This window comes from Catenulispora sp. EB89 (genome assembly GCF_041261445.1).
In the GTDB taxonomy this organism is placed as follows: Bacteria; Actinomycetota; Actinomycetes; order Streptomycetales; family Catenulisporaceae; genus Catenulispora.
In genome coordinates, this window is sequence record NZ_JBGCCU010000002.1 from 314,285 (window position 1) to 334,958 (window position 20,674).

The 20,674-nt window shown below is 69.7% G+C and carries 14 protein-coding genes and 1 tRNA gene; 5 read left to right on the forward strand and 10 right to left on the reverse strand.

Annotated elements, in window-relative coordinates; translation table 11 throughout:
- The first annotated feature begins 99 nt into the window (after nt 1-99).
- The 3 genes from ABH920_RS04960 to ABH920_RS04970 are packed head-to-tail and all read left to right on the forward strand — an operon-like array spanning nt 100 to nt 3,120.
- On the forward strand, nt 100-1,533 hold the full coding sequence (locus ABH920_RS04960) for a hypothetical protein (RefSeq protein WP_370347256.1): 1,434 nt from the start codon (nt 100-102) through the stop codon (nt 1,531-1,533).
- A complete protein-coding gene (locus ABH920_RS04965; protein ID WP_370347258.1) occupies nt 1,523-2,665 on the forward strand; it encodes a hypothetical protein in 1,143 nt (380 codons plus the stop codon). Before ABH920_RS04960 ends, ABH920_RS04965 begins: the two co-directional genes overlap by 11 nt.
- Before the next feature lie 29 nt (nt 2,666-2,694).
- Nucleotides 2,695-3,120, forward strand: a complete 426-nt coding sequence (locus ABH920_RS04970; protein WP_370347260.1) for a 4-oxalocrotonate tautomerase family protein — start codon at nt 2,695-2,697, stop codon at nt 3,118-3,120.
- A 202-nt stretch (nt 3,121-3,322) separates the two neighbouring features.
- Here the strand turns inward: ABH920_RS04970 and ABH920_RS04975 are convergent, their stop codons facing one another.
- The 4 genes from ABH920_RS04975 to ABH920_RS04990 form a co-directional block, all read right to left on the reverse strand.
- Nucleotides 3,323-8,293, reverse strand: coding sequence for an NAD-glutamate dehydrogenase (locus ABH920_RS04975; protein WP_370347262.1), 4,971 nt, complete (start codon nt 8,291-8,293; stop codon nt 3,323-3,325).
- A gap of 154 nt (nt 8,294-8,447) precedes the next feature.
- Nucleotides 8,448-9,308, reverse strand: a complete 861-nt coding sequence (locus ABH920_RS04980; RefSeq protein ID WP_370347264.1) for a tryptophan 2,3-dioxygenase — start codon at nt 9,306-9,308, stop codon at nt 8,448-8,450.
- A 351-nt stretch (nt 9,309-9,659) separates the two neighbouring features.
- Nucleotides 9,660-12,233, reverse strand: a complete 2,574-nt coding sequence (locus ABH920_RS04985) for an ABC transporter permease (protein ID WP_370347266.1) — start codon at nt 12,231-12,233, stop codon at nt 9,660-9,662.
- Nucleotides 12,234-12,255: 22 nt separating this feature from the next.
- Nucleotides 12,256-13,089, reverse strand: coding sequence for an ABC transporter ATP-binding protein (locus ABH920_RS04990; protein ID WP_370347268.1), 834 nt, complete (start codon nt 13,087-13,089; stop codon nt 12,256-12,258).
- 298 nt (nt 13,090-13,387) lie between these two features.
- On the opposite strand from ABH920_RS04990, the gene ABH920_RS04995 reads away from it, so the two are divergent.
- Nucleotides 13,388-14,473: an NAD(P)/FAD-dependent oxidoreductase gene (locus ABH920_RS04995; RefSeq protein WP_370347270.1), complete on the forward strand. Its 1,086-nt coding sequence runs from the start codon at nt 13,388-13,390 to the stop codon at nt 14,471-14,473.
- A gap of 87 nt (nt 14,474-14,560) precedes the next feature.
- On the opposite strand, the gene ABH920_RS05000 is transcribed toward ABH920_RS04995, so the two are convergent.
- Together ABH920_RS05000 and ABH920_RS05005 are read right to left on the reverse strand one after the other, a co-directional pair.
- Nucleotides 14,561-15,049: a MarR family winged helix-turn-helix transcriptional regulator gene (locus tag ABH920_RS05000; protein WP_370347272.1), complete on the reverse strand. Its 489-nt coding sequence runs from the start codon at nt 15,047-15,049 to the stop codon at nt 14,561-14,563.
- Nucleotides 15,050-15,103: 54 nt separating this feature from the next.
- A tRNA-Met gene (locus ABH920_RS05005) sits at nt 15,104-15,180 on the reverse strand.
- Nucleotides 15,181-15,414: 234 nt separating this feature from the next.
- On the opposite strand from ABH920_RS05005, the gene ABH920_RS05010 reads away from it, so the two are divergent.
- Nucleotides 15,415-16,206, forward strand: a complete 792-nt coding sequence (locus ABH920_RS05010) for an alpha/beta fold hydrolase (RefSeq protein WP_370347274.1) — start codon at nt 15,415-15,417, stop codon at nt 16,204-16,206.
- A gap of 66 nt (nt 16,207-16,272) precedes the next feature.
- Here ABH920_RS05010 and ABH920_RS05015 read toward each other — a convergent pair whose 3' ends face one another.
- The 4 genes from ABH920_RS05015 to ABH920_RS05030 are packed head-to-tail and all read right to left on the reverse strand — an operon-like array spanning nt 16,273 to nt 20,535.
- Nucleotides 16,273-17,445, reverse strand: a complete 1,173-nt coding sequence (locus tag ABH920_RS05015; RefSeq protein ID WP_370347276.1) for a Gfo/Idh/MocA family protein — start codon at nt 17,443-17,445, stop codon at nt 16,273-16,275.
- 26 nt (nt 17,446-17,471) lie between these two features.
- Nucleotides 17,472-18,290 (reverse strand): carbohydrate ABC transporter permease, encoded by an 819-nt coding sequence (locus ABH920_RS05020; protein ID WP_370347278.1) that lies wholly within the window; start codon nt 18,288-18,290, stop codon nt 17,472-17,474.
- Complete coding sequence (locus ABH920_RS05025) at nt 18,283-19,272, reverse strand: carbohydrate ABC transporter permease (RefSeq protein ID WP_370347280.1); 990 nt, start codon at nt 19,270-19,272, stop codon at nt 18,283-18,285. Before ABH920_RS05025 ends, ABH920_RS05020 begins: the two co-directional genes overlap by 8 nt.
- Nucleotides 19,273-19,275: 3 nt before the next feature.
- Nucleotides 19,276-20,535 (reverse strand): sugar ABC transporter substrate-binding protein, encoded by a 1,260-nt coding sequence (locus tag ABH920_RS05030; RefSeq protein WP_370347282.1) that lies wholly within the window; start codon nt 20,533-20,535, stop codon nt 19,276-19,278.
- Nucleotides 20,536-20,674: the final 139 nt, after the last annotated feature.

Sequence of the window (20,674 nt, forward strand, 5' to 3'; positions counted from 1 at the left end):
GCGGGACTTGTGACGCGACTTCCGGAACCTGCCTTTGGAGCAACGATTCGCAGCTCGCGCCTTCCTTCCCCGACCGGCACCAAGGCGTATGGGCGCGATGTGGTGGCGGCGGAGGACGTGCTGCTCTTCGTCAACGCGGCGACCGCCTCGACCGGACAGCGGGAGTTCTCGGAGAACGCCGAGCAGCAGTCGATATCCCTGTCCTTCCTGCACGAATACATGCGCGTCAACTACCGCGAGCTGTATGCCGCGACACTCGCGCTCGGCATCAACGACCACAACGCGATGCTCGCGGTCCGGGGTCTCCTGGGGAACGCGCGGGATGTCTCTGCAGAGCAGAAGGCTATAGAGGGGCGCCTCATAGCGGCGACTCTTATGCGGCTGCCTCCGCCGCGCGTGTTCCGTCTCTTCAAGGCGCTCCAGCGTGACGGCGTCAACAACCGGCGGACGCGCGCGATCATCCGGGACTGGATGACAGCTCTCGACAATCCTGCGTATCACGCGGTCAAGTACCGCAACGGGTTCAAGGCCGGGCTGAAGCACGCGCACGTCGACTTCGGCGACGGGGAACTCCGTGACTTCCTGTTCGGGCCGCTTCAGCGCAAGCCGTATGCGACGCCAATCCTGGAGACGTGGCGGCAGGCGCACTACGACCGGAACATCCTCTACAAACTCCCCTATACGGTTGCCGAGGGCTTCGCGGCTAAGCACGGCATCAAGCGTGAGGTCTTCTTAGAGCGCATCGGCACGCAGATGACGCCTCTGGAGAAGCTGCGGACTGACAAGGATCCAGCGGACCGGGTGGATCCGCTCGCGCTGCTCGACAACTACGCCAAGTACTGCGGACCACAGCAGATCCCGTGGCTGACCCGGCTCGCCGTCCGCATCCTCGCGCTGCCGCTGGACGAGCGGGCCGCGCGGCGTGCCGAGCTCACCGAAGGCCTGCGCCGCTTCGCGCGGGTGGAGGCCGGGGACCTGCGCGGGACCTGGGGGCGCGTCACCGCGGTGCTCGACGACAGCTTCTCCTCGTTCGGGTCGCCGGTGAAGCGCCGGCGTCCGCTGGCGGTGGCGCTGGCGACGCACTTCCTGCTGGAGGCGCTGGCCGCGCCGGGGCAGTACACGCCGCTGTGGGTGTCCGGGCGCGACGATCCGCTGCTGTCGTATCCGAGCGGCGCGACGCCGCTGGGGACGCGGCTGCTGGACGCGTTGGAGACCTCGCCCGAGCGCATCGTCGTGGTCTCCGACGGCTGGGACAACAGCCCGCCGGGACTGGCCGGGGAGGTGCTGCGGGTGTGGCGGACGCGGCTGGATCCGGCGCGGCGCGTCGACATCGTGCACGTCAACCCGGTGTTCAACGCGGAGGGCCTGGATGTGCGGGCGCTGAGTCCGCTGGTGCCCTCGGTCGGCATCCGCGACGCCGAGGACCTGGTGCTGCTGGTCGAGCTGGCGCAGTTCGCGCAGGGCCGGGTCGGGCTGCCGGAGCTGCTGGCGTATCTCGACGACCGGGTACGGAGGTTCCTCGGTGCGGATTGATCTCGGCGGGCTGCGGACCGGGCCCGCGCAGACCTGGGGTGCGATCCGGCTGGTGCCGCTGCTGCGGGACCGGCCGGTCGAGGGCCTGCGGCTGCACCGGATCGCGTACTCCGAGGAGCCGCGGTGGAGCGCGGTGCGGCTGAGCTCGAAGCTGTCCTACTATTCGTACGTCCCGCACGGCTTCGTCGCCGACTGGGACCGGGACGGCGGCGACGGCGGTCAGTCCGCGGCGTTCGGGACGCAGATCCTGGACGAGAGCAAGGACAAGCGCGGCAGCGTGCTCGGCATGCCGATGCAGGTCCACCGGCGGATGACGCAGAAGCTGGGCAAGCGGCGGGCGCGGTTCCTGCCGCTGCACTTCGCGATCGAGGGCTACCTCACGCTGCACTTCGGCGGCCCGGACATCGCCTGGCGCGAGTGGTCGGACCGGGTGCTGCGGCACGGGCTGTCGCCGCGGATGGAGGCCTCGTACCGCGGCACGGCGGTGGCGGATCTGCAGGACGCGCTGAAGGTGTTCGAGATCCACGAGGGACAGTGCGGCGTGCTGCTGTACGCGGCCGACGCGCTGGCGGCGGCGTTCGCGGTGCCGCATCCGGACGACTACCGCGAGCTGCATCCGACGCTGATGCTCGACCACTACGGCGAGCTGATCTACCAGTACGCGCTCATGATGCCGCCGGTGCAGGAGTTCCGGGCGCGCATCGCAGAGGACGTGGACACCCTCGCGGAGCTGCGGGACGCCGCCGAGGAGCAGAGCGCGCAGTGGGCTGAGTTCCACGACCGGGTGATGGCGAACGCGCTGCTGGACCGCGACTACACCGCGGAGCGCGGCTACGTGATGGGCGACTTCGAGCTGGCGCGGTTCCGGCCGCAGTTCAAGCCGGGCGAGGAGAACCACATCGGGGAGGCGATCACCGACCGGGACGGCGCGGTCGCGTACCTGAAGACCTACCGGCTCTCGGAGGCGCAGGTCCGGCGCGGGTACCTGCTGGAGACGCTGGCGGCGAACGGCTGGCGGCTGTCGGCGGCGGCGAAGGCGATCGGGACGACGGCGGAGGACCTGCGGGGACGGATTCGGGCTGCCGGGTTCGAAATGATCTTGCGGCAGAAGGAGACGGCGGCTGCGGAATGAGGCAGGACCGCGCGGGCGTTGGCGCAGCCATGCCATCGATCGACGTGCACGCCGCCGCAGACCTGTTCAGTGAGAAGGACGAGAGCACGCTGGCCAGGGAGTTGGCCGAGGCGGCGCTCCGTGCCGAAGGGCTGGAGCCGTCGCCCTTCCTGCTCTCGAAGTCATGGGTGTTCTTCCATCGTCACCCGACCTCGGCCATCCTGGCAGGCGACGGATCAAGCGCGACGGGAGCCGTGCGGATCAGCATCCTGGCGCCGCCCGGGCGGCTGACGGCCGAAGCTCGTTCGGGGTTGGTCGAGCAGGCGACGCGGATCGTGGCGCGGGTGGTCGGGGATCCAGAGCAGGCCGAGCGCACCTTCGTGCTCATCGGCGAGACCGGCGACGGCGGTTGGGGGCTGGCCGGACGGACCGGCGCCGAGCTTGTCGAGTGGGCGGTGAAACGCGCCGCCTCATGACCTCGACAACAGCAGCCTGACAGCGCGAAAGCACCAGCCCACCGCCGGCACCACAGCACCACAGCACCACAGCACCACAGCACCAGCGTGACAGGCCCAGCCCGGCGGCTCGGCCACCCGCCAGCCGCCGGCTCCCCGCACCGCGCAGAACGGCCGGGACACGCCACCGCGTGTCCCGGCCGCCGGCCGCGAAAAGCCGCCGCTACATCGACGTGGCCCGCAGTATGGCGCTGATCGTGCGCATCGCGACCGACAGCGTCGCCAGGTCGTACGTCTCCGTCGCCATGATCTCCTCCAGCACGGTCCGCGAGCGCTCCACGGCGGCGCGGTCCTTGTCGAGCCAGGCCTCGTAGCGCTGCTCCGGGTTGTCGTCCTCGGCGCCGGAGGCCAGGAGGGCCGCGGTCAGGCCGGCGTGGGAGGCGTAGAGCTCGTCGCGGAGTGCGGCGCGGGCCATGGTCTGCCAGCGGTCGCGGCGCGGGAGGTCGACGATCTTCTGCTGGATGGTCGCGATGCCCATGCGGTCGGCCAGGTCGAAGTAGACGTCGGCGACGTCCAGGACCGGCTTGCCGGTGGCGCGGGCCGTCTCCACGATGTCCAGGGCGCCGAAGATGGACGACATGCCGGCCACCGCCGAGGCCAGCTCGCCGGGGACGCCGGCGATGATCAGGTCCTCGCGCTGCTCCTGGTAGCGAGTCAGGTGCGGGCCCTTGAGCAGCTTCGGCAGGTGGGCCGCGATGTCGCGGACGCCTTCGCGCAGCTGCTCGATCTGCGCCGGGATGTCCAGCGGGTGCCGGCGGTTCTGCAGGAACCAGCGGGACGCGCGCTGCGTGAGGCGGCGCACCTCCATCCGCATCGCGGTCTGCACCGCGGCCGAGACCTTGTTGTCCAGGTCCTCCACGGCGGTCAGGTAGCCGCCCATGTCGAAGACCTCGTTGGCGGCGCTGTAGGCGCGGGCGATCTGGTCGGCCGCGGCCCCCGACTCCTCGCGCATGCGGAAGGCGAAGCTGATGCCGGCCGCGTTCACCAGGTCGTTCACCACCTGGGTGGTGATGATCTCGCGGCGCAGCGGGTGCGAGTCCATCAGGCCGCGGTAGGTCTCGCGCAGCGGCGTCGGGAAGTAGTTCGCCAGGCGCGTGACGTAGTACGGGTCGTCCGGGAGCGAGGAGGCGAACAGCTCGTCGGCCAGGACGATCTTCACGTACGCCAGCAGCACCGACAGCTCCGGCTGGGTCAGGCCCCGGCCGGCGGCGCGGCGCTCGGCCAGCTGCTTGTCGTTCGGCAGGAACTCCAGCTCCCGGTCCAGCAGGCCGTCCTTGACCAGCCGGCGCATCAGCCGGCCGTGCGCCTCGATCAACTCCGGCGCCTGCCACTGGGCGTTGGCCAGCGCGATGTTCTGGTCGATGTTGTCGCGCAGGACCAGGCGCGCGACCTCGTCGGTCTGCTCGGCCAGCACCTTGTTGCGCTGCTTGACCGTCAGGTCGCCGGCGTGGACCGCCTGGTCCAGCAGGATCTTGATGTTCACCTCGTGGTCGGAGGTGTCCACCCCCGCGGAGTTGTCGATGGCATCGGTGTTGATCTTGCCGCCGACGTTGCCGGGGCCGCCGGAGGCCGCGTACTCGATCCGGCCCAGCTGGGTGAAGCCCAGGTTGCCGCCCTCGCCGACGACCCGGGCGCGCAGCTCGGCGCCGTTGATCCGGATCGCGTCGTTGGCCTTGTCGCCGACCTCGGCGTGGCTCTGCGAGGAGGCCTTGACGTAGGTCCCGATGCCGCCGTTCCAGAACAGGTCGACCGGCGCCTTCAGGATCGCGTTCAGCAGGTCGTTCGGCGCCATCCGCAGCACCGAGGACTCCAGCCCCAGCGCCTGGCGCACCTGCGCCGAGACCGGGATCGACTTCGCGCTGCGCGGGTACACGCCGCCGCCGGCGCTGATCTTGCCGGTGTCGTAGTCGGCCCAGGACGAGCGCGGCAGGTTGAACATCCGCTGCCGCTCGGCGAAGGAGGCCGCCGCGTCCGGATCCGGGTCCAGGAAGATGTGCCGGTGGTCGAAGGCCGCGACCAGCCGGATGTGCTCGGACAGCAGCATGCCGTTGCCGAACACGTCGCCGGACATGTCGCCGACGCCGACCGCGGTGAACTCCTCGCTCTGGGAGTCCACGCCGAGCTCGCGGAAGTGGCGCTTCACCGACTCCCACGCGCCGCGCGCGGTGATGCCCATGCCCTTGTGGTCGTAGCCGACCGAGCCGCCGGAGGCGAAGGCGTCGCCGAGCCAGAACCCGTAGTCGATGGCCAGGCCGTTGGCGATGTCGGAGAAGGTCGCGGTGCCCTTGTCCGCGGCCACCACCAGGTAGGTGTCGTCGCCGTCGTGGCGCACCACGCCGGCCGGCGGCACCACCTCGCCGGAGACCAGGTTGTCGGTGATGTCCAGCAGACCGCTGATGAAGGTCTTGTAGCTGGACACGCCCTCGGCCAGCCAGGCGTCGCGGTCCACCGACGGGTCCGGCAGGTTCTTGGCGTAGAACCCGCCCTTGGAGCCGACCGGCACGATCACCGAGTTCTTCACCATCTGCGCCTTGACCAGGCCCAGGATCTCGGTGCGGAAGTCCTCGCGGCGGTCGGACCAGCGCAGGCCGCCGCGCGCCACCTTGCCGAAGCGCAGGTGCACGCCCTCGACCTGCGGGGAGTAGACCCAGATCTCGAACTTGGGCAGCGGGGCCGGCAGGTCCGGGACCGCGTGCGGGTCCAGCTTGAAGGACACGTACGGCTTGGGCTCGCCGTCGGGGCCGGTCTGGAAGTAGTTCGTGCGCAGCGTGGCCTGGATGACCTTGAGCAGCGAACGCAGGATGCGGTCCTCGTCCAGGGACTGCACGTTGTCCAGCGCGCCCTCGATCTCCTCGACGATGCTCTCCCACAGCTCCGGCGTCTCGTGCGAGTACGCCGGGGAGAACTTCGCCTCGAACAGCTTCACCAGCAGGCGGGCCACCCGGCGGTTGTTCGCGACCACGTTCTCCACCAGCTCCTGGCTGGAGGTCATGCCGCCCTGGCGCAGGTACTTCACGTAGGCGCGCAGGATCACCACCTGCCGCCAGGTCAGACCGGCCAGCGGGACCAGGGTGTTGAAGCGGTCGTTCTCGGCCCGGCCGGTCCAGATGGCGGTGAACGCCTCCTGGAAACGCGTGCGCGCGGCCTCGTCCATGCCGTACTCGGCGATCGAGCCCGGGTCGCAGCGCAGCCCGAAGTCGTAGATGCGCGAGTCCGGCTGGTTCGGGGTGTCGATCTCCAGGTCGTACGGGAACTCGTCGACGACCTCGACGCCCATCCGCTGGAACACCGGCAGCACCTCGGCCAGCGAGACCGAGGAGCCGACGCGGTAGATCCGGAAGCGGCGGTCACCGGGAGCCGAGTCGACCTCCTCGTACAGCCGCACCGCGCTGCCCTCGCCGGAGGTCTTGAGCCCTTCCAGGACCTTGACGTCGGCGACGGCCATCTCGGGCCGCTCCTCGGCCTTGTACGACTCCGGCAGCGCCGCGCCGTAGGCCTCGCGCAGCTCCCGCGCCTGCGCCTCGCCGAAGTCGCCGAGCAGCGCGTCGGCGAAGTCGTCGTCCCAGGTGCGGGTGGCGGCGGACAGCTTGGCCTCGATGGCGTCGGCGTCCGCGTCGACCAGCGTGGTGCCGGGGGCGACGCGCACCACGAAGTGCAGACGGGTCAGCACCGACTCGGTGTTGCGCACCGTGTAGTCGATGACCGCGCCGTTCAGCTCGCGCATCAGGATGTCCTGCATGTGCAGCCGGGTCGAGGTGTCGTAGCGGTCGCGCGGCAGGTACACCAGCGCCGAATAGAACCGGCCGTAAGCCTCCTTGCGCAGGAACAGCCGCAGCCGGCGGCGCTCCTGCAGCTGCGAGACCGCGATCGAGATCTCGGCCAGCTCCGGGGTCGGGATCTGGAACAGCTCGTCGCGCGGGTAGGTCTCCAGGATCTGGAGCAGTTCCTTGCCGGAGAAGGAGTTCTGGTCGAACCCGGACTCGGCGATCACGGCGCGCACCTTGCGCTGCACGACCGGGATGCGCAGCACCGACTCGGTGTAGGCGGGGGCGGCGAACAGGCCGAGGAAGCGGCGCTCGCCGACCACGTTGCCGTCGGCGTCGAACTTCTTCACGCCGACGTAGTCCAGGTAGGCCGGGCGGTGCACGGTGGACCGGGTGTTGGCCTTGGTCAGCACCAGCAGCCGGGGCTCGCGGGCCTTGGCCCGGGCGTCCGGGCCGAGCTTGGAGAAGCTCTGCGACATCGGCTGGTCGGCGCGCAGGATGCCCAGGCCGGTGCCGGGGACGGCGCGCAGGGTCTCCTCGCCGCTGTCGTCCGTCGTCAGGTCGTACTCCCGGTAGCCCAGGAACGCGAAGTGGTCCTCGGCCAGCCAGCGCAGCAGGTCCGAGGCGTCGGACAGCTCCTCGGTGCGCACCGGCGGCTTCTGCTGGTCCGAGGCCGGGTGCAGGTCCTCGGCCAGGGACAGCGCGGTGGCCCGCATCTTCGGCCAGTCCTCGACCGCCTCGCGCACGTCGCGCAGCACCCGCTGCAGGTCGGCCTCGATCTCGGAGTACCGCGTGCCGTCGGCGTCCTCGCGCGGGGACAGCCGGTCGATCTCGATGTGGATCCAGGACTCGACGGTCACGTCCGGACCGGACTTGTCCTGGTCCGGGGCCAGGATCTCCAGCAGGTCGCCGGCCAGGTCGCGGCGGACGTGCATGACCGGGTGGATGATCACGTGGATCCCGCGGTCCTGCCGGGAGAGCTCGGAGGTCACCGAGTCCACCAGGAACGGCATGTCGTCGGTGATGATCTCGACCACGGTGTGGCCGCTGGACCAGCCGGTGGTCTCCACGGTCGGGGTGTGCGCCCGCACCTTCGCCGTGCCCTGCGGCCGGGACGCGGCCAGCGCCGCGTGCGACAGCGCCGCCGAGCGGATGTCCTTGGCCGCGGTGCCGATCAGGTCCTCGGGGGCCGCGTGGCGGTAGTACTCGTCGAGGTAGGCCTCCATGGCGCCGTCGCCGCGAGCCGGCATGAGGACCGCCGCGGAGGCGCCGCCCCCGGCGTCGGTGGCGGGTTTGGCCGCCTGGCTCAACAGGTCGGCCTTCGCCTGATCCAGCTTGCCCAGTTTCGCACCCGTATACGTGCTCTGCATGGCCGTGTGAACTCTATTCTGTCGCGCGCCTTTGCGTGACTAAGTGGTTTCCGAGGGGACTCGCGGTACTACGTGTGAATTTGTCGGGCTGAACCGGCGCGCGAGTGGTCACACACAGAGTGACGACAGACACGCCGAAAGGTCACGTCACCGTCTAAAGGAAACTTCTGAGCTCCCACAGGAGCGGGAAGTAGTGCAGGCCCAGACGGGAGCGGAGGTAGGGGGCGCCGGTCGAGCCGCCGGTGCCGGACTTGGTGCCGATCTGGCGCTCGACCATGGTCACGTGCCGGGCCCGCCACAGCGCGGCGGCCTCGTCGTGGTCCAGCAGCGCTTCGGACAGCTCCCACAGCTCGCCGTACCCGTCGCGGTCGCGGGCCACCTTGACCAGCGAGTCGCGCAGTTCGTCCTCCGAGGAGGCAGGCAGACCCGTGGCGGCGACGGCGTGCACGAAGCCGTCCCACAGGCTCGGCGCCTCCAGCCGGGCGGCCAGCCGCTTCTGCTCGGCCTCGGTCAACCCGCGGAAGCGCTTGAGGTAGGTCGGGTCCTTGGCGCCGGAGGCGAACTCCAGCTCGCGGAACTGCGCGGACTGGAAGCCGGAGGCCGGGGACAGCAGCTCGCGGAAGACCAGGAAGTCCTGCGGGGTCATGGTCTCCAGGACCGCGATCTGCTGGATCAGCACGTCCTCGATGGTCGCGACGCGCTTGAGGAGATGTTTGGCCCACCACAGCCGGCCGCCGAACATCGCCTCCGTGGCGGCGTCGACTTCGTGCAGGAGCTGTTTGAACCACAGCTCGTACACCTGGTGGATGGTGATGAACAGGAGTTCGTCGTGTGCCGGCGGATCCGACTCCAGGACTTGGGCGGACAGCAGCTGCTCCAGCCGGAGGTACGAGCCGTAGGTCAGCTTCGCCCCCTCCTCGCCGAAGTGGTGGCTGGTGACCGTCTCGTCACCGAAATCGGAGGATGCGCCCACAGGACAGCCGACGACGCTGTCGGCTGACGGTTCTTTCGTCACGCCTGCCAGGCTACCGCCGCGCGGGTGGGGCTCACGGCCGGTTTGAGATGACAGAAAGGCAGCTGTTCGGCAATCTGCTGTACACCTTGGCCAGACCTGCCGGGTCTCCACACCAAAGCGGCGGGACTTGCCACCCGGCGGCGGTTCGGCCCGATGGTGTCAAGTCCGGGGAAGTCCGGACGGCCGGGAGAATCCGGACCACGCGGAAGCCCGGACGGCGACGCAGCGCGGCGCGGCCCCGCCGAAGCGAAGCCGCGCCACCCCCCGATCCCCGTGTCCCCCCGATCCCCCGATCCCCGTGCCCCCCGATCCCCCGATCCCCGTTCCCCCGGCTGCGAGCGGTACGAGGCGTCAGCCGTCGGCCGCGATCGCCCGCAGCACGTTCATCCGCGACGCGCGGAGCGCCGGGGCCAGGGCGGCCAGCAGACCGACCACCGCGGCTCCCAGGAACACCGCCACGATGGTGCCGACCGGGATCGCCAGGGTGCTGATGCCGATCCCGGACAGCACCCGCTGGGCGGCCACGCCCCAGGCCAGTCCCAGGCCGACGCCCAGAGTCGCGCCGAACAGCGCTATCACCACCGACTCCAGGCGGATCATGCGGCGGGTCTTGCGGCGGCCCATGCCGATCGCCCGGATCAGGCCGATCTCGCGGGTGCGCTCCACCACCGACAGCGCCAGGGTGTTGACCACGCCCAGGATCGCGACCACGATCGCCAGCCCGAGCAGCCCGTAGACCATGTTCAGCACGCCGCCGACCTGGTCGTGGATCAGCTGCTTGTAGTCGGTCTGGCTCTTCACCGTCACCTGCGGGAAGGGCGCCAGGTCGGCCTTGAGCGCCGCGTAGGCCGCGTCCTGCCGGCCCTTGTCGGCCTTGGCGAACAGCAGCTCGGAGGCCGGCTGCGCGGCCGCCGGCAGCGACTTGCCCAGCGTGTCCAGCGAGACGTAGCCGTCGCCGTGGTTGAACACCGTCTTGTCGCTCAGGATGGCCAGGACCGGCAGCTTGAGCGGCGTGCCGCCGTGGAAGGCGACGGTCAGGACCGAGCCGACGGTCGCGTTCCGGGTCTTGGCCTCGGCCGCCGGGATCGCGATGCCCTCCTTGGTGAACACGTCGGACAGCGAGCCGGCGGTGGTGGCCGCGTCGAAGTCCTGGGTCAGGGTCGGCGAGGAGGCCGAGATCACGATCGTGCCGCCGGCCTTGCCGTCGCCGGCGGCGTCCGACACCGCGGCGTTCACGAACTTGTTCTCGGTGACGTGCGCCAGCCCGGGCGTCGCCTGGGCCTTGGCCAGCACCTCCGGGGTGATCTCCAGACCGCCGTTGGTGGTGATGATGTAGTCCGCGCCGACGCTCTTGTCCATCTCCGAGGTCGCCGAGGTGACCAGCGAGGAGCCGACCACGGCCATCCCGGACACCAGCGACAGCCCGATCATCAGGGCCGCGGCGGTGGCGCCGGTCCGGCGCGGGTTCCGCAGGGCGTTGCGCTGCGCCATGGTGCCGACCGAGCCGTAGGCCGCCGGCATCCAGACCCCGAGTACCCGGATCACCACGCCGGCCAGCAGCGGGCCGAGCAGGATCGCGCCGATCAGGGTGACCAGCACCCCCAGGCCCAGCAGCAGTCCCCCGGTCGCGGTGGCGCCGTTGACCGCGCCGCCGACCAGGGCCGCCGCGCCGCCGCCGGCGATCGCCAGACCGATGCCGTTGCGCAGCCAGGAGGCCCGGCGGTCGCCCGGGGTGCCGGCCTCGCGCAGCGCCGCCATCGGCGTGACGCGGGCCGCGCGGCGGGCCGGGATCCAGGCCGCGAGCAGGGTGACCAGCACGCCGACCGCGTAGCCGGCGATCACCGAGGTGGCCGTCACCGACATGTCCGAGGCCTGCAGGTTCATGCCGACGCCGTTCATGATGGCGATCAGGCCGTAGGCCAGGCCCGCGCCGGCGGCGATGCCGACGGTGGCGCCGATGACGCCCAGCATCAGCGCCTCGAGGCGGACCGAGCGGTTGATCTGCCGGCGGCTGGCGCCGAGGGCCCGCAGCAGGCCCAGCTCCCGGGTGCGCTGTGCGACGAGCATCTGGAAGGTGTTGATGATCAGGAACGCGCCGACCATCAGCGAGATCCCGGCGAAGCCGAGCATCACGTACTTCATGAAGCCGATGAAGCCCACGCTGTTGCGGCCGTCGGCCTCCTGCTCGGCCCTGGTCTTCACGTCGTAGCCGGCGCCGAGCTTGGCCGACACCTCGGCCTTGAGCACGTCGTCGGAGGTGCCGGGCTTGGCGTCCAGGTCGACCCCGGTGAACGCGCCGGTCCTGCCCAGCAGCTTGGTCTGCGCGGTGTTCGTGTCGAAGTAGAACAGCGTCTCGCCGGGGTTGGTGGTCCGGAAGGTCGCGATGCCGCTGACCGTGACCTGGAAGGTCCCGGCGTCGGTGCCGGTCACGATGCGCAGCGGCGAGCCGAGCGTCAGGTGCTTCTTGGCGGCGGTGTCGGCGTCGACCACCACGTCGGTGGGACCGGCCGGCGGCCGGCCTGCCGTCAGGTTCACCGCCGGGTGCGGCGTGACGTACCAGTTGGCCCCGATGGTCGGGCCGCCGGAGGAGTTGGAGATGGCCTTGTCGTCCGCGCCGACCACGGCCAGCCGGTCGGTGGTGATGTCGCCGTAGACGGCCTGCACGCCGGGCAGCGCCTTGACGGTGTCGAGCACCGAGGTGGAGACGGTCTGCTCCGGAGCGCCGGGCAGCGCGTCCTTGTCGGCCTTGGCCGAGACCGCGACGTCCGAGGCGGTGGTCGCGAACAGCCGGTCGAAGGTGGTGGTGATGGTCGAGGTGAACATCAGGGTGCCGGTGACGAACGCCACGCTCAGCACGACGGCGATCAAGGACAGCGAGAGCCGGCCCTTGTGCGCGAAGAAATTACGGCGCGATGCCTTCCACATGATCGATACCCCCCGGCCCGGCTCAGCGCTGACCGGCGGCGTCGCCGCGCAGGTTCTGGTCGTGCGCAGCGTGGCCGTGGCTGTCGAACTGCCGCATCCGGTCCAGGACCTTGTCGGCGGTCGGCGCGGCCATGTCGTCGACGATCCGGCCGTCGGCCAGGAACAGCACGCGGTCGGCGTAGGCGGCGGCGGACGGGTCGTGGGTGACCATCACGAAGGTCTGGCCCAGCTCGTCGACCGAGCGGCGCAGGAAGCCGAGGACCTCGGCGCCGCTGCGGGAGTCCAGGTTGCCGGTCGGCTCGTCGCCGAAGATGATCTCCGGCTGGCCGGCCAGGGCGCGGGCCACGGCCACCCGCTGCTGCTGACCGCCGGACAGCTCACTGGGGCGGTGCTTGAGCCGGTCGGCGAGCCCGACGGTGCCGATCACCCGGTCCAGCCAGGCCTTGTTCGGCTTGCGGCCGGCGATGTCCATCGGCAGCGTGATGTTCTCCGCCGCGTTCAGCGTCGGCAGCAGGTTGAACGACTGGAAGATGAACCCGATCCGGTCCCGGCGCAGGTTCGTCAGCTCCTTGTCCTTCATCGCGGTGAGCTCGCTGGCCACGCCGTCCCGGCCGTAGATCCAGATCTTGCCCGAGCTGACCGCGTCCAGGCCGGCCAGGCAGTGCATGAGCGTGGACTTGCCGGAGCCGGAGGGCCCCATGATCGCGGTGAACCGGCCCCGCTCGATGTCGACGTCGACCTGGTCCAGGGCGGTGACCGCGGTCTCTCCCTGGCCGTAGCGCTTGGACACGGCCTGGGCTCGGGCGGCGGTGCCGACGGTGCGGTGGGTGACCGCGGCCTGTGCTGCCGTTGTCATGATCTTCCCCTCAGGTGGCTTTCAGCGGTGCTGGGTCGGTGTCGATCGACGTCACTAAGGCTGCCAGCCGCCCCCGGGGCGTCGCCACGGAGCCAACAGGTGTCCGGCGGTAGGGCTAACCCCACCGCTGCGCTACCGGCCTGCTCTTAGGGTACGGAAGCCCGCACTGGCCAGACGCTTGGTTCGCGTTGCGAACAACATGCGGGGCGAGGTACGGTTCGTGACGCGAACGATTCTGTTCGTCTCACGAACAACTGCGTGCGGCAGCCCGGCGCGCCGCCGCGAGGGGACGGCTTCCATGCGTAAGAAGGTTGCGATAGTCGGCGGCGGCTACGGCGGGGTGAAGGCCGCCAAAGCCCTGGACACCGACCTCGACGTGGTGCTCATCGACCCGAAAGACGCCTTCGTGCACAGCGCGGCGGCCCTGCGCGCACTGGTCCGTCCGGACTGGGCCGAGAACATCTTCTTCCCGTACGAGACGCTGATGGAGAACGGCACCGTGGTCCGCGATCGCGCGCTCGGAATCGATCCGCGCGGCGTATCCCTGGCTTCCGGCGGCCGCGTGGACGCCGACTATGTGGTGTTGGCCTCAGGGTCGACCTACGCGTTCCCGGCGAAGATGCACACCGATGCCGCCGCCGACGCCCTGGCCGCACTGCGCCGCGCGCACAAGGAACTGGCCAACGCCGGCCGGGTCCTGATCCTCGGCGCCGGGCCGGTCGGCCTGGAGCTGGCCGGGGAGATCGCCACGACCTGGCCCGACAAGCGGGTGACGGTCGTCGACCCGGCCGCCGAACTGCTGCCCGGCTTCCTCCCGGAGCTGGTCGCCGACCTCCGGCAGCAGCTCGACGAGCTGGGGATCGAGCTGCGGCTGGGCTCCGGCCTGGCGGCCGATCCGGAGGTCGCGCCGGGCGTCGCCGAGGAGTTCGCCGTCACCGACCGCGCCGGCGAGCGCATCACCGCGGACATCTGGTTCCGCGCCCACGGCTCCCGGATCCACACCGAGTTCCTGGCCGGTGCGGTGCCGCGCAACGAGGCGGGCCAGGTGAAGGTCACGGAGCGGCTGACCGTCGAGGGCCACGACACGATCTACGCCCTCGGCGACATCACCGACCTGCCCGAGGCCAAGATGGCCGGCTGGGCGATGCGGCACGCGGAGGTCGTCGCGGCGAACATCACCGCGCACGCCAAGGGCGAGGAGCCGGCCGCCGTCTACGCCACGCTGCCGGTCAGGGTGGGGCTGATCCCGCTGGGCCCGGCCGGCGGCGTCGGGCAGTTCCCGAACGAGCAGGGGGCGGCGTTCCAGGTGCCGAGGGAGACCGTGGTGCGGATGAAGGGCGCGGAGATGATGCTCGGGCACTTCCGGGAGCTGTTCAACCTCTGAGCGGAGGGGGACGGGCCCGGCCGGCACCAGCCGTCCGGGCCTACTGGCGCCTACTGGCGCCTACTGGCGCCTACTTCGTGCCGGCGCCTACTCGTGGTCGGGCTTCTCGCAGGTGAAGTCGTCCCCGAACACCACAGGCACCTGATTCGCCAGCACCAGCCGGCCGAGCAGCAGCGCGAGCTGTGCCTGCTCCTCCTCGGACAACATGATCGGGAGCTCGGCGACGCGCAGAACCGTCTCGTTGTAGAACTCCTCGGCAAGCTTGTCGCCTTCTTCGGTGAGGAACACGCGAACCGCACGACCATCGCTGATGTCCGCCTCGCGCCGGACCAGCCCGCGGCGCAGCGAGCGATCCACCAGGCCGGTGAGGCTGGACTTGGCCAGTCCCAGGATCCGCACCAGTTCGCCCATACCGAAGCCCTCTACGGGCCTGCCCATCAGGACACAGAGCAACTGCCCCTGTTGGGAGGTGAGTTGGTGTTTGCGGGCCACGTTCTCATAGGTGGCATCCACCAAGAACGCTGACCGTACGAGAGCAGTGACCACGCTCATATCGGGTTCTGGTTCGCGACCCATATAAAGGCTCCTGCATAAAGAACGCGGGGCCCCTCAGATTCTGAGGGGCCCCGTTGGTAGCGGGGACAGGATTTGAACCTGCGACCTCTGGGTTATGAGCCCAGCGAGCTACCGAGCTGCTCCACCCCGCGCCGTTTTGCTTCTCCTCTACTGTAACACCACTTTGCTACCGCCAGATCGCATTATTAGCCCGGCCTCCCACACTGAAGGCGGCAATTGTGGTGCCGCGCCCCATTGCCAGGCAGGTCCGGAGCGGGGAATCTGGCGGGATGCGACAGAGTGCGGAGCTCAATTTTCCCTCAGGCGCGGGTTCGTACGCTGTGACTCGCTGGTCAGGACCTGACGTAGCCGGGTCGGCACCGACGGTGATCGCCGCGCACGGCATCACCGCCAACGGACTGGCCTGGGCCCCGGTCGCCGAGGCGCTGCCGGAGGTCGACTTCGTCGCCCCGGACCTGCGCGGCCGCGGACGCTCCCGCGATGTCGGCGGCCCGTACTCGATCGGCGCGCACGCCGACGACCTGATCCGCACCCTCGATCACCTCGGGGTGGAGCGCGCGACGCTGATGGGCCATTCGATGGGCGGCTGGGTCGCCGCGGTGGCGGCGGTGCGGTACCCGGAGCGGTTCAGCGGTGTGGTGCTGGTCGACGGCGGTCTGGGATTCCCCCTGCATGCCGGCACGGACCTGAACGAGCTGCTCGACAATCTGCTCGGCCCGGCGATGGCCAAGCTGCGCACCGTCTTCGCCAGCCGGGACGAATTCCTCAAGCCGTGGCGCACGCATCCGTCGTTCCAGGACGGCGGATACACGGCCGAGGTCGAGGCGTACCAGCTGCGGGACCTCGTCGGCACCGAGCCCGAGCTGCGCTCGGCGTGCGTCCTGGACGCGATCCGGGGCGACGCGGCCGACCAGCTGCAGAACCCTGACGTGGTCGGCGCGATCCACCGGCTGCCGCTGCCCGCGACGTTCTTCTACGCCGAGCGCGGGCTGCTGAACGAGCCCGTCGGGCTCTACTCCCCCGAGGTCGTGGCCGCGGCGAAGCTCGCCGACGCCGGGGTGGACGTGCGCTTCGTCCCCGGTACCAACCACTACTCGATCTTGCTCGGCGACCGCGGGATCGCCGCGGTCGCCGAGGCGGTCAGGGCACTGCTGTAGCTCACTGCCCCGCTCCTGATCGGAAGGCCGGGCACGGGTTCGAACCCGCGCCCGGTGCGGACGCCCTCAGCGCACCTGCCCCCGATCGAAGTACTCGGCCAGCTCCGGGTCCAGCGGCGGGACCTGGAACGGCGTGCCGCCGTCGCGCAGCGAGAGCGTGGCCATGTAGCCGGCGGCCACGCTCATCCGCGCCGCGACCGGCGAGGTGTCGGTGGTCCCGCCGTCGCGGACGAAGCGGGCGAACTCGGCCATGATCGCGCCGTCCGCGCCGCCGTGGCTGCCCGAGGCGTCCGGGACCCGGTAGGCGATGTCGGCGTCGCCCCGGTAGCCGGTCGGGCCGGTGTTCCAGACCTTCACCAGGTCGCCGGGCGAGTCGCCGAAGTTCTCCAGCCGGCCCTCGGTACCGATCACCGTGTAGTTGCGGAAGTAGTCCGGCGCGAAGTGGCACTGCTGGTAGGCGGCGATGACGCCGTTGTCCAGCGTCATGTTCATCACCGAGACGTCCTCGACCTCGATCCTGTGGTTGAGGTCGCGGCGCGCCGTCGGCGGCCAGTCGAACTCCTTGAGCCAGCCGGCCGGCCGTGGCGTCCCCTCCGCGCGCCGCGGCAGGTCGCCGTAGACCATCAGGTCGCCGAAGGCGCTGACCCGCGCGGTGAAGCCGCCGGCCAGCCAGTGCACGACGTCCAGGTCGTGCGCCGCCTTCTGGAGCAGCAGGCCGGTGGTGCGGTCCCGCTCGGCGTGCCAGTCCTTGAAGTAGTAGTCGCCGCCGTAGGACACGAAATGCCGGACCCAGACCGTCTTCGGCTCGCCGATGTCGCCGCGCGCGATGATGTCGCGCATCGTGCGGACAACACCCATGTGCCGCATGTTGTGGCCGACGTAGAGCCGGGTCCCGGTCTCGTAGGCGGCGCGCAGGATCGCGTCGGAGCTCTCGATGGTGATGGCCATCGGCTTCTCGAGGTAGACCGCCTTGCCCGCGTGCAGGCACTCGACGGCGATCGCCTCGTGGGTGTCGTCCGGCGTCATGATGATGACGGCGTCGATGTCCGATCGGGTCAGCAGCTTGCGATAGTCGTCGACGGTGTCGGTGACCCCGACGCGCTCGACGGCTTTGGCGAGCGCGGCGGAGTCGGTGTCGCACAGCGCCGCGACCTCGAAACCGCGGTCCGGCTGGTGCGCGGCGACGGCGAGAGAGGTGCGCAGGCCCAGGCCGATCACACCGAAGCGCAGGTTGCTCACAGGAGAGGGTGCCTTTCTGAAAAGTCTTACTTGGTGCCGGTGAGAGCGATGCCCTCGGTGATGCGGCGCTGCGCGGCCAGGAACAACACGATCATCGGCAGGCTGGCCAGCAGCGAGCCGGCCATCAGCAGCGGGTACTCGGTGAGGTGCTCGCCCTGCAGCGTGGACAGGCCCACGGTGAGCGGCATCTTGGAGTCGTCGTTCACCACGACCAGCGGCCACAGCAGGTCGTTCCACGACCACAGCACCGTGAGCACGCCCATCGAGATCAGCCCGGGCTTGGCCAGCGGCAGCATCACGGACCAGAAGATCCGGAACGTGCCGGCGCCGTCGAGCCGCGCGGCCTCCTCAACCTCGTTCGGCAGCGACATGAAGAACTGCCGCAGCATGAACGTGCCGAAGGCGCTGAACAGTCCGGGCAGCACCACGCCGGCCAGGGTGTTGAGCAGGCCCATGTTCTGCACCAGCTGGTACTGCGGGAGCAGATACACCTGGCTGGGCACCATCAGGACCGCGAGCATGAGCAGGAACAGGGCGTTGCGGCCCGGGAAGCGCAGCCGCGCGAAGGCGTAGGCGGCCATCGAGCAGAACAGCACCTGGGCCAGGACTCTGACGACGGTCTGCAGCACCGAGTTCACGAACTGCTGGGCGAACTTGGTGTCGTGGAAGACCTGGCTGTAGTTCGACCACTGCCACGAGGGCAGGAAGTGCGGCGGCACGCTGGTGGTCTCGCCGGTGGTCTGCAGCGAGGTGATCAGCTGCCACAGGAACGGGGCCACCATCGCCGCCGCGCCGATCGCCAGGATCACGTGGACCGGCCACAACCGCTGCCTGCCGCTACCCATAGTGGACCCACCTCTTCTGCAGCCGGAACTGGAGCGCGGTCAGCACCAGCAGCACCAGCGTGAGGACCACCGCGATCGCCGCGGCCAGGCCCTGGTTGCCGGTGACGAAGGCGTCCTCGTAGAAGAGGTACGCGATGGTCTTGCTGCCGGCCAGCGCCGGATTGGTCTTGCCGAGCATCATCAGGACCATGTCGAACATCTGCAGGCCGCCGATCACCGACAGCACCGAGACGAAGAAGATGCTGGGGCTCAGCAGGGGCAGCGTGATCGAGAAGAACTGCCGGATCCGGCCGGCGCCGTCCAGCGAGGAGGCCTCGTAGTACTGGCGCGGGATGTTCTTCAGGCCGGCGGCGAAGATGATCATGTTGTAGCCCAGCGAGCTCCAGATGCCCACCAGGCCCATGGCCCAGACCGTGTACCGGTCGTCGGACACCCAGTGCGGGCCGTGGATCCCGACCAGCGACAGCAGGTAGTTGATCAGGCCGTAGTCGCCGTTGTAGAGCCAGCGCCAGATCATCGCGACCGCGGCCGGCATGGTCACCACGGGGATGAAGTACAGGACCCGGTACAGGCTCGCGTACTTGCCGCTGACCTGGTTCATCAGCGCCGCGAAGACGATCGACAGCGGGATGCCGGCCAGGATGATCAGCGAGTACTTGACGGTGTTCCAGGCCGCGCGCGGCAGCTGCGGATCCGACATGAACGAGCTGTAGTTCTGGAAGCCGACCCACTGCTGGCCGCCGAAGACGCCCCACGAGGTGAAGCTGAAGTAGGCGGACTGGACGATCGGCCAGAGGTAGAAGATCACGAGCCCGAGGAAGAGGGGCGCGATCATCGCGTAGCCCCAGGCCCATTCCTTCAAGTGCGCTTTGGAGAAGCGGGGGCGGCGGCCGGCGACGGGCCGTTGGGCCGGCCCGCGCTCCGGGCCAGCCCCCACCGCCGCCTTGCGGGCGGCGATGGAGGGGGATTCAGTGGCTGACACCCGCTACTCCTTGGCCAGTTCGGCGTTCATCTGGTCCGCTATCTGCTTGGCGCCGGTCTGCAGATCGAGCTTGCCGCCCCAGATCTGGTCCAGGGTGGCCTGCATGGGGGTGGTCCAGGCCGCGGTGTTCTTCGACACCGGATACGGCACGGCGTCGTTGAGCTGGTCGATGAAGGACTGCAGGTGGTACTGCGGAGTCGAGGCCACCCAGGTCGCGGACAGGCCGTTGTAGGCCGGGATCACGGTGCCGGTCTTGGCCTGGATCTCGTTGGCCTCCTTGCTGCCGAGGTACTGCACGAACTCCCAGGCCGCCTGCTGGTGCTTGGTCTTGGCGTAGATGACGTTCGCCAGGCCGTTGATGACCGTCGCCTTCTTGCCGTCCGGGCCGGCCGGCAGCGGCGCGACGTCCGCGTCCAGGCCGGTGGCCGCCTTGTACTCCGGCATGTCGTAGTCGCCGTCGGCGAACATCGCCACCTTGCCGGAGGCGAACAGCTGGTCCGGCTGGGTGTCGGTCATCTGCTGCGCGGTCGGCGAGACGTGGTACTTGGTGATGAAGTCCAGCGCGTACTGCAGGCCGGCCAGGCTCTTGGGGTCGTCGAACCCGGACTTCTTGTGGTCCGGGGTGATGGCCTGGCCGCCGGCCTGGAGCATGGTGTTGAACAGGTTCTCCTGCGTCCAGTCCGGGGAGGCGATGCCCCAGACGCCCTTGCCGGGGTCGTTCAGCTTCTGGGCCGCGTTGATGACGTCCTGCCAGGTCCAGCCGGCGGTCGGGTACTTCACCCCGGCGGCGTCGAAAAGCTTCTTGTTGTACCAGAGCCCGACGGTGTCGAAGTCCTTCGGCATGCCGTACTGCTTGCCGTCGAGGGTGTAGACGTCGTTCAGCGACTTCGGGAACGGGCTGTTGTCGAAGCCGGGCTTGTCCGACAGGGACAGCAGCTGCTTCTGGCCGGCGTAGAGGCCGATGCGCGTGGTGCTCATCCAGAAGACGTCCGGGGCGGTGCCGGAGGCGGCCGCGGTCTGGAGCTTGGTCCAGTAGTCGGCGTTCGGCGTCAGCTGGATGTCGATGGTGATGTTCGGGTGGGACGCGTGGAAGGCGTCGGCGATCTCCTGCATCGCCGGCTTCTGCTTCGCGTCCCAGATGCCGTAGGTCAGGGTGACCGGGCCGGATTCGGCCTGTCCGGAAGACGACTTCGAGGAGGAACAGCCGGTCGCGGCCAGGGCAAGCGCCCCGGCTCCGGCCAGCACCAACGCCTTTCGGAACATCCGCGTCTCCCAACGTTTTCGTAAGCCGCCGACGGCGTCGCCGCCTGTCAGAGGCCTGATGAGGGTGAGGGGCGGGAGGCGGGGCCTCCCGTGGTCCGGGACACTAGCCGCCGTTTTTGCTTGAGACCAGTGTTAATCG